General features: G+C 46.8%; 5 protein-coding genes. All 5 read right to left on the reverse strand.

What is annotated here, in order from left to right; translation table 11 throughout:
* Window positions 1-6 precede the first annotated feature (6 nt).
* Entirely contained in the window at window positions 7-1,026 is a 1,020-nt protein-coding gene (locus DDR33_RS20200) for a LacI family DNA-binding transcriptional regulator (protein WP_109417620.1), read from the reverse strand.
* Window positions 1,027-1,277: 251 nt separating this feature from the next.
* A complete protein-coding gene (locus DDR33_RS20205) occupies window positions 1,278-4,478 on the reverse strand; it encodes an efflux RND transporter permease subunit (protein ID WP_109417621.1) in 3,201 nt (1,066 codons plus the stop codon).
* 23 nt (window positions 4,479-4,501) lie between these two features.
* Window positions 4,502-5,644, reverse strand: coding sequence for an efflux RND transporter periplasmic adaptor subunit (locus tag DDR33_RS20210; RefSeq protein ID WP_109417707.1), 1,143 nt, complete (start codon window positions 5,642-5,644; stop codon window positions 4,502-4,504).
* Window positions 5,645-5,652: 8 nt separating this feature from the next.
* Window positions 5,653-6,987, reverse strand: coding sequence for a TolC family protein (locus tag DDR33_RS20215; protein ID WP_109417622.1), 1,335 nt, complete (start codon window positions 6,985-6,987; stop codon window positions 5,653-5,655).
* A gap of 87 nt (window positions 6,988-7,074) precedes the next feature.
* Window positions 7,075-7,662, reverse strand: coding sequence for a TetR/AcrR family transcriptional regulator (locus DDR33_RS20220; protein WP_109417623.1), 588 nt, complete (start codon window positions 7,660-7,662; stop codon window positions 7,075-7,077).
* Between the last annotated feature and the right edge of the window lie 534 nt (window positions 7,663-8,196).

Below are 8,196 nucleotides of genomic sequence, written 5' to 3' on the forward strand. Positions count from 1 at the left end.
AGGCTTTCAGCCTTCAATCGCTGTGGATTCTCTCTCGATGAGGGACGAGGTCAGCATGATCTTTTGATCGCTTAGTTTGATTGCTTTTTTGCCGAGTGCCTGGAAGAGGGCTGACGCGGCTTGTTTTCCGATGTCGAAAGCTGGCTGGGTGATGGTTGTCAAAGGAGGAGCGAGCAGGGAGGCGGTACGGAGATTGGAGAAGCTGATCACTTTTACCTGCCGGGGGATTTGGAGATCCAGCTCTTTACATACCTCATAACACTGAATGGCCAGAAGTTCTACGGATGCGAAAATGCCGTCCGGCGGCACTTCAGATGAAAGAAGATTCCTCATTTTCTTCTTATTTTCCTTGTCGTCATTACTGCAAAGAAGGATACTGCTTTCTTTTACGGGGATATGGTGGTCTTCGAGGGCATCCAGATAGCCCTGTTTGCGGTTCTGATCGATCGAGAGGTTTCCTGAGAAAGCCAGATAGCTGATATTCGTGCATCCCCTTTCAATCAGGTGTTTTGTGGCAAGATAACCACTCTCGTAGTCGTTTGTTGTGACTTTTACAGTATCTATATCGTCACAGACGCGGTCGAAGAATACGACCGGGATATTCTGTTCTGTGAGTTCGTAAAGATGGCTCATGTCATCTGTTTCACTGGCAAGAGACATCAGCACTCCATCTACGCGTCCGCTCATCAGGTGCCTGACGAAAGCGGCTTCTTTTACGTGATTTTCATGGGTGAGATAGATCAGTACATGATAATCATTTGCCTGTGCCACCTCCTCGATTCCATCTATCACCAGTGAGAAAAAGTTGTTAGCGATCTCGGGAATGATAACGGCAATGGTATGGCTGCTTCTTTTCCTCAGGCTTCTTGCATACGGGTTGGGATGGTAATTAAGCTTTTTGGCAAGTGCATTTACTTTCTCCTTTGTTTCGATACTGATGTCGTAGCTGTCGCTTAGAGCTCTGGATACAGTCGAAACAGCCAGGTTAAGTTCTTTTGCCAGTCTTTTTAGATTTACCTGATCCATTTATACCACGAATATATTAAAAAATTAATACGGCGGGGCTGTCCGGTTGCTTATGCCATTGCGGAGTTCCCATCTTAATAAACTACTGGTTTTTGAAATTATTGCCGGTTTATACAATTCCGGGAGGCTGCGCTGAAATGAGAGGAGCTGATTCCTGGAGGGATGGAGGGGGCAGGACAGTATATTTAACAAACGACAAAAGCTCCTTAGAGGAGCTTCTGCCGTTTGTTAATCGTTATTTTTAAATGTTATCAGAGATTTCCTTCGTCTCCGTCTTCGCTCGTATGCAAAGTGTCCTGGTGTTCTTCCGGGTGATAGTTTGCCTGAAGTTCGGCGAGTTTCTCTTTCCCGTAAGCGAAGCGTGTAATGAGCACAAACAATACCGGAACGATGAAGATGGCAAGCAGTGTAGCTGCAAGCATCCCTCCGAAAACTGTCCAGCCGATAGTCTTACGTGCTATCGCGCCCGCTCCTGATGAAAGCATTAGCGGGATAATACCGAGGATAAAGGCAAGGGACGTCATGATGATTGGTCTTAGCCTGAGCTTCACGGCTTCTATTGTTGCAGCCACGAGCTCCATACCCCAATCCACACGCTCTTTCGCAAACTCCACGATCAGGATAGCGTTTTTCGCTGCCAGACCGATCAGCGTTACCAACCCGATCTGAGCATAGATATTATTATCCAGCTTAGGAAGGAAGATCAGGGCGAGGATAGCCCCGAATACCCCCAGGGGCACGGATAATAAGATAGAGAAAGGAACCGACCAGCTTTCGTAAAGCGCTGCCAGAAGCAGGAATACGAAAACGATACAAAGAGCAAAGATCATAAGTGTCTTGTTCCCTGCCTGCTTTTCCTGTAAACTCAGTCCTGAGAAGCTATATGTATAACCTGCCGGAAGGGTTTGAGCCGCCACTTCTTCAAGAGCATTCAGTGCGTCACCACTACTATACCCGGGTTTCGAACTACCGCTGATCTCAATCGAGCGGAAGAGATTATAGTGGTTGACGATAGAAGGATTTTCAACCATTTTATAGGAAACCAATGCGCTCAGCGGAACGTTTGCCCCGGAGACATTCCTGACATACAGTTTATTGATATCTTCAATATGACTTCTGTAGGTTGTGTCGGCCTGGGTTACTACGCGGAAATTTCTTCCGTACCGGGTGAAGTCATTGATGTAACTGCTTCCCAGGTAGCTGGAGATGGTGCTGTATATGCTTCCAACGGATACTCCCATTTTCTTAGCCTGATCACGGTTTACCGAGAGCTGATAGTTGGGGGTGTTGGCGTTAAAGAGGGTGTATGCCATTCCTATTTCGGGGCGCTGGTTGGCAGCTCCAAGGAATTTATAGGCTGCTCCCATAAAGCTCCTGATATCTCCGCCTGAGCCCTGTTCTTCCAGTTGTAAGCTGAAACCACCGCTTATACCGAGGCCGGGAATTGCGGGAGGAGAAACCGCCATAATATTTCCTTCTTTATTTCCTGCCAGCATTCCCTGTACCTGTCCGATAATTTCGGAGACCGTACGGGTTCTTTCCTCCCATGGCACAAGCTGAATGAAGAACGTACCTGCATTGGATTTAAAGGCCCTGTTCAGGATGTTGATCCCCGCAATAGAGGTGATGTTTTTAACTTCTGGTACTTGCTTCTGAACGGTTTCAGTGATGTTTGTAAGGAATGCATCGGTGCGGGCTCCGGAAGCACCTTCAGGGAGACTTGCCCCGATCAGGAATATACCGGCGTCTTCAGTGGGGATAAATCCTGCTGATTTTGCCCTGAAAAGCCCGAAAGCACCTACATAGATACAAAGGAGGATGATCATCACCAAAGGAGCTTTCCTGATTGCCCATTTCACTCCATCCGAGTACTTATTGGTCGTACGGTGGAACCATACGTTGAACTTAAAGAAGAAGCGGTTGATCCCTTTGGACTCCTTGTTGAGGTTCATAGGAACCAGAAGGAGGGAACATAATGCAGGCGTAAGAGACAGTGCGACAAAAGCAGAGAGCACTACCGATACTGCAATGGTGATGGCGAATTGCTGGTACAACTGTCCCACCATTCCCGGGATAAAGCCTACCGGTACGAACACCGCAGCCAGGATGAGTGCGATTGCAATAACCGGAGCTGTAATGTCTTTCATCGCTCTCCTTGTAGCTTCTTTCGCTGAGAGCTTTTCGTGATCTATATAGTGCTGCACGGCTTCTACCACCACAATCGCATCGTCCACCACAATCCCGATCGCCAGTACGAATGCCAGCATGGTAAGAGTATTGATGGAGAAACCGAACAGGGTGAAGAAGATGAAGGTTCCGATGATCGATACCGGGATAGCCAGGATCGGGATCAGGGTAGCCCTCCAGCTCTGCAGGAAGAAGAATACCACAATTGTCACGAGGATCAGGGCTTCAACGAGCGTATGAATTACTTCGCTGATGGAGGCTTCGATTACAGAGACCGTTTCGTAACTGACCACGTAGTCAAGATCCTTTGGAAAGGATTTTTTAAGTTCTTCGAGGGTTTTGTAGATACCCTTAGCTGTTTCAACTGCATTCCCGCCCGGCATCTGGTTAACGGCCATCATGGATGCTACCTTTCCGTTTACCTTGGACCTGGTGGCATAGGAGAACTCTCCCATTTCTACCCGGGCAACGTCCTTCAGATATACGATGGACCCGTTGGCGCCTGTTTTGACGATGATATTCTTGAATTGTTCTTCGGTGTCAAGGTCTCCATCTAATACTACGGAGAATTCGAAGGACTGATTAGACTGCTGGGGAGGGCCGCCGACCGTACCTCCGGGGACCCTGACGTTTTGTTCCTGTATGGCACTTGATACGTCGGCGGGTGTAAGACCCAGCTGCGCAAGTTTATTGGCGTCGAGCCATACACGCATACTGAAGGGCTGACCGAAGGCCTGCACATCTCCCACCCCCTGAACACGCAGGATAGCGTCCCTGATATAAAGGTTCACATAGTTGGACATGAACTTCTGATCGTAAGTTCCCTTGGGCGAGTAAAGCCCCAGTACCATCAGGATGTCGTTATTTGCTTTACGGGTAGTAACACCGAGGCGTCTTACGGCTTCCGGTAATGCAGGTTCGGCAATGCCCACGCGGTTCTGAACGTCGAGGGTAGCGATGTCGATATCGGTACCTACCTCGAAAGTCACCGTAATGGCAGAACGGCCGTCTGATGTACTGTTGGACGACATATAGATCATGCCGGGAGTTCCGTTGATCTGGCTTTCGATAGGGGTTGTTACCGTTTTTTCAACAGTTTGTGCGTCTGCTCCTGTGTAAGTGGAGGTCACCGTAACAGTAGGAGGCGATATATTGGGATACTGGCTGATCGGTAAAGTAGTGATAACTATGGCTCCTACCAGGACGATCAGTATAGATATGACGATGGCAGTTACCGGGCGTCTTATAAATACTTCTGATATCATGAGATTTCTGTTTCTGTGCTAAATTATTTCTTGGGTTGAGTGGGTGCCTGACCAGCGGCAGAAGGAGCACCAGTTTGCACGACAGCGCCTTCTTTCAGGTTCATGGTACCTTCACTGACGATTGTCTCTCCTTCTTTGAGGCCGTCCTGGATCACTACTTTGTCCTGAGTTTTGATGCCCAGTGTAACCGGACGCTGCGATACTTTGCTGCTGTCTCCAACGACGAATACCGAGAATTGCCCTAACTGCTCTGTGACGGCAGAGTAAGGAATGACGATCTGTTCACCGGATTGTTTATTTGGTACCTCAACAGTAACGGTCATCCCTGCTGTAAGATTGCCTGATGCATTGGGGAAGCTTCCCCTGACACGGATCGTACCGGTTTGAGGGTCTACTTCGCGGTCAACAGCCAGGATCTTTCCGCTGGCGTTATATTTCGTTTGATCCGCAAGAATGATATTGAAAGAAGAAGAAGCTCCTTTTTGCAGACGGGTAAAGTAAGGAATGTCTTTTTGGTTCACGAAGATATCCACTCCAATCGGGTTAGGAGAAGAGATGGTGTTGATGAGGGTTGAACCAGCCGATACGAGGCTTCCTTGTTTTACCAGAGAAATCCCCACTTTTCCGGATACCGGTGCAACAATGACAGAACGTTTCAGGTCGGTAGCGGCAGTTGTTAATGCTGCTTCAGCGGAAGTTACCTGTGATTGTGCAGTCTGCAGGTCAGCCTGTGCATAATCCACACGCTGTTTGGCGATCGCGTCCTGCTGTGCGAGCCGGGTATATCTCTCGAAGTCTTTTTTGGTTCGCTCAAGTGCAGCCTTAGCGCTTTGCACCTGTGCCTGTGCCGAGCGGTAAGCGGCAGCATACCGGCTTCTGTCGATTTCATAAAGCTTCTGGCCTTTGGAAACTACCTGGCCATCGCGGACAAAGATGCCGGTGATATAGCCATTAACTTCTGCCCTCAGTTCTACTTCGTTCAGAGCGACAACGGTTCCGGGATAGGTGTCAACCCCATTTACCTCTTCCTTTGCCACAGTGTATACCGATACGGGGACTGCCTGTGCCGGGGGAGGGCCCTGTTGTTTATTCTTGTCACCGCCTCCGCAGGCTATGATGAATGCAGATCCGAAAAGGACAGAGGCGAATGTTAAATTTTTATTCATGATCGTTTTCATTGTTGAAAGGTAATGGTTCCTAATGCTTGTTGTAAATCCAGTTTGCTTGATAATAAACTATAAAGGGCATTTAAATATGTTACCTGGCTTGTTCTCAGGTCGGTCTCTGCCGTCATGAGTTCGAGATAGGTCTTAATGCCTTCATTATATTGCAGTTTGATCGTATTATAGACCTCACTTGAAAGTTCCACGTTCTGCTGCGCTGTTCTCCAGTCGTTGAGGTTCGCTTTATATGTAGCGAGAGCAGCTTCGTACTGGGAGTAGATCTGGTTCTTGGTATTAAGAAGATCGAGATCCAGGCGGCGTTCCTGCAGCTGTGACTTTCTTATCTGCTGCGTTCTGTATGTTCCCTGGAAAATCGGGATGCTGAGTGTTAATCCGGCAACCGAGCTCGGGAAGTGATCGTTATACAGGTCGGAAAAATTGTTGTTTAAATAGTTCCAGTTGTAGTTGATGTTTGCTGAAAGAGAGGGCAGGTAAGCCAGCTTATTGTAGCTGGTATTGATGCCCTGCAGCCTTCTCTGTGTTTCAACCTGCCTGAATTCAACCCGGTTCTGATAGTTTAACTGCTGGGTGGTATCAATAGACGCTTCAGACTCCATATTCGTATTGCTGAAGGTAAGAGAGATGTCTTTCTCGGCTGGATAACCCATCAGTTGTTTCAGATAGGAGTATTTGTATTTTAACAACTCAGTTATCCTTTTCTTATCGGCCAGCGAGTTGCTCAGGCTGATCTGAGCCCTTTTATAGTCAGTCTTATCCACCAGTCCGCCTTCGTACTGTGCGTAAGCATCTTTTAGCTGCTTTTGAAGACGGGAGATGTTTTCGTCGGTAATCTTAAGCTGTTCCTGGCTTGTCAGGATATCATAAAAGGCCTTGCTTACTTCCACGACAGCTGAAATGCGATTGTTTTCCGTATTCTGTTTGTACTGAAGCCGGTACCATTTAGCTGTTTTTGAAGCCTGAATCAACCCTGCGTTCACGATCTGCTGGTTGGCTTGTGCTCCCAGTACAGAGGTGTATTTACTTCCAACGGTAACTGTTTCGCCTCCAAAGAACATTACCTGACGCTTGATATTGCTATTAAGGGATCCTGTTCCGGTGATCTGGGGAAGCCAGCCGGAAAGGGCTGAATTGATATCGCGTTCACCGATTTCTTCATCGATAAGCGACTGCCTGACCTGCGGCTGGTTCTTCAGTGCATAGTCTATGCATTGCTGAAGCGTGGCACCCTGGAGGGTGGAGTCCTGCTGCGTTTGGGCTTTGATTATACCCGGGGTCAGCAGGGGTATACTTACCAGAAAGGGTAAGACTAATCTGTTATATTTCATATTTATTTGAAGGGTTTTAGTAATGAGTATGAAGCGGATGTAATATTTTTATTCATAACAATGTCTTAATAAGAAATGTTGCAGTCCTTATGACTGTGTCTTAATGCCATCCCATATCACCTGAGCCATTCCGTATAATCTTTCCCTTGTGAAATCGTGATGCCCTGAAAGATGGAGCTTTGCCGCAGCTACGATACTTCCGTGGATAATAGGTCCGAGAAGTTCATAGTCCATTTTCCGGATGAGCCCGTTTTCAATTCCATAGGTAAAGATTGGTTTGATCTTCTCTTTAAAAAGTTCGCTATCGGCACCATGGAACTGTTTAGCGTACGGAGAATTGATGTATTGTTCCAGGAAGTACAAATAAGCCGGATGCTCGATGAAAAAAGTGCACTGGCTTACCCAGAAATCCAGAAAACCCCTGTCGTAAGGCTTTTCCGGATCATGGTTACGGAGTATTGCTTCGGCAAGTGTGTTCTTTACATAGATATATAGTTCTTTGATGAGGGTATCCTTGCTGTCGAAGTAATGATAGATGGTTCCGGCGGCCACTCCTGCATTCTTTGCTATCCGGCTCATGGGGGTGCCATGGAAGCCGTGTTCTTTTACGAGAAGCAGAGTGCTTTCGAAAATAGCAATCTTTTTTACTCCGGAAGTTTCCAATTGAACGTTCATTCGGGTGCAAATGTAGGGCTTAATTGACTTTAGAAGCGAATTTGTCAGGATTTTGACATTTTAATGATAAGGTAGTGCGTTTTTTGTTTTTTCTAAAAAAGATGGTTAAACATTGAAAAAAATGCAGAGGCTCTTAATCAGGCTTGTAAGTATGTGTTGACAATCAAGGTATAAAGTGATCTATATCAATCCGGATTAGAAGCAGAGCCGGTACTTTTGTAATATAAATTCAACCGCTATGACAGACGTTCATGAATACATTTCGAGAGTTAGCCATTCAGTGTTCACTTGCCCTTGCTGCAACGCCCCTCTGGATTACGTGCAGCTATTAAATGATGAAAAGAGGATTCAGGAAGATTTTTTTGTGTGTGAGGAGTGCGGGTCACGGATAGAAAGTGTTTTTGTTGAGGATGAGGATGTTCCTGCATTCTACGACTAATTTTCGGGCACTCATTTTTTATTTACTATATATACTGATAAGCGGGAAATTGTTAATCATTTCCTGCTTTTCTTTTTTAGGGCTGGGCTGTTGCG

Source organism: Pararcticibacter amylolyticus (genome assembly GCF_003130405.1).
In the GTDB taxonomy this organism is placed as follows: Bacteria; Bacteroidota; Bacteroidia; order Sphingobacteriales; family Sphingobacteriaceae; genus Arcticibacter; species Arcticibacter amylolyticus.

What these genes read in the sequence shown, in the direction of transcription:
- DDR33_RS20200 (WP_109417620.1), bottom strand. Translation starts at nt 1,026, where the DNA reads ATGGATCAGGTAAATCTAAAAAGACTGGCAAAAGAACTTAACCTGGCT.
- DDR33_RS20205 (WP_109417621.1), bottom strand. Translation starts at nt 4,478, where the DNA reads ATGATATCAGAAGTATTTATAAGACGCCCGGTAACTGCCATCGTCATA.
- DDR33_RS20210 (WP_109417707.1), bottom strand. Translation starts at nt 5,644, where the DNA reads ATGAATAAAAATTTAACATTCGCCTCTGTCCTTTTCGGATCTGCATTC.
- DDR33_RS20215 (WP_109417622.1), bottom strand. Translation starts at nt 6,987, where the DNA reads ATGAAATATAACAGATTAGTCTTACCCTTTCTGGTAAGTATACCCCTG.
- DDR33_RS20220 (WP_109417623.1), bottom strand. Translation starts at nt 7,662, where the DNA reads ATGAACGTTCAATTGGAAACTTCCGGAGTAAAAAAGATTGCTATTTTC.